Here is a 1,402-nt window from a genome sequence, read left to right on the forward strand (position 1 = left end):
CTTAGTTAAAGCAGATTTTCTTCCTCAGTGCAACCTAAGTCGATGCTTTCTCACGAGTGCGGGTTCATTTTCTAGGTTGACTTCGGCTTCCTTACCAGCATTTATTGAGATGTTGCGTTATCTTCTCTGATAATTGAACTGGAACAAAAGTTACGAGACTGTTCTCTTGAAGATAAAAAATGGTTATTGGAGCAGTTACATCAACAATTAGGATTGAATAATCAACAAACAACTAAACAACGATTAATAGATAGTTGGAATGAAGCTTATAGTGATGGATTGGACGAATCAGAAACTTTAATGTTAGAGGGAATACGGCATCATCAACGCCAATTATCCGAGTAAATATGACGATTTTTCAAGGAGAGATTTATTGGATTGATTTAGGAGAACCACAAGGTTCTGAACCTGCTTATCTTCGTCCTTGTGTTGTGGTGCAAAATGATGCTCTGAATCAGTCACAAATTGGGACGGTTATTGTGTGTCTATTAACAACCAATTTGAGACGAGCAAAAGCTATTGGTAATGTTTTATTGAATGAGGGTGAAGGGAATTTACCTGAATCCAGTGTTGTTAATGTTTCACAGGTTTTCACGCTTGATAAGCGTCTTTTAACGGAGTCTATCGGAAGACTTTCTCAGGAAAAAATCAAATTAATTATTCAGGGAATTAAGTTGGTTATTGAACCTCAAGAACTCGAATAATAGGGGGTTATAAAATATAAAATTATAAAAAAAGCGATCGAGCTACCGCTCAAATAATTGCCCAAAGATATCTGGCCGCTAGTCCCTGTTTAGAAACCCTGCTGAAACTCCCAGAGGATTCCCAGGGTTATCATTATGCTACTCACCTAATTAGTTTCAATTTTGATCCTAATTTTTATCGGTCTATTCAGGTCAATTCCGACACAGATTATCTGCTGCTTCGCCTACGGCAAACTCACGATATCTGGCATATAGTAACGGGTTTTGGTGTCGATGCGATGGGAGAATTGCAACTGAAAGCTTTTGAATTAAGTCAAACTCGTCGCCCTCTAGCTATTGTCCTACTTTTAGGGGGATTATTCGGAGCTTTATTTTCTTCGCCACTTTCCTTAGCCTCTCTCTGGGAAGAGATTGTCATCGCCTATAATTTGGGCAAAAATACTCGACCTTTTTTAGCGCAAAAATGGGAACTAGCTTGGGAGAAATCCCTGCTAGTTTGGCGGCAAGAATTGGCGATTGTCCACTCGAACCTAGAAAATTAATTTTGCTGGACTAATTAGGGTTTGCTGAATAAATCTAAAAACCTTGTTGGATAAGGCTTTTAGACTTTTTTTCCCTGAAAAAGTGCCTACCATTGGAGTGATTGGGGGGAAAATTTAGGGATTTTTTCCCTGAAAATTAGGTAATTGACCACCTGA

The 1,402-nt window shown here is 38.6% G+C and carries 2 protein-coding genes and 1 pseudogene; all 3 read left to right on the forward strand.

The genetic code is table 11. The annotated features are described in order from the left end of the window. Positions 1-126 precede the first annotated feature (126 nt). Positions 127-345, forward strand: a complete 219-nt coding sequence (locus tag PX482_RS08065) for a hypothetical protein (protein ID WP_071825169.1) — start codon at positions 127-129, stop codon at positions 343-345. A 2-nt stretch (positions 346-347) separates the two neighbouring features. Beyond that, entirely contained in the window at positions 348-704 is a 357-nt protein-coding gene (locus PX482_RS08070) for a type II toxin-antitoxin system PemK/MazF family toxin (protein WP_002764333.1), read from the forward strand. A 47-nt stretch (positions 705-751) separates the two neighbouring features. After that, positions 752-1,246: pseudogene (locus PX482_RS08075) on the forward strand (Coq4 family protein); the annotation flags it as partial. Positions 1,247-1,402: the final 156 nt, after the last annotated feature.

Origin of the sequence: Microcystis sp. M53602_WE12 (genome assembly GCF_030065455.1) — a bacterium.
GTDB lineage: Bacteria > Cyanobacteriota > Cyanobacteriia > Cyanobacteriales > Microcystaceae > Microcystis > Microcystis aeruginosa.

Coding starts and splice junctions, on each gene's coding strand:
- PX482_RS08070 (WP_002764333.1), top strand. CDS start 348: ATGACGATTTTTCAAGGAGAGATTTATTGGATTGATTTAGGAGAACCA.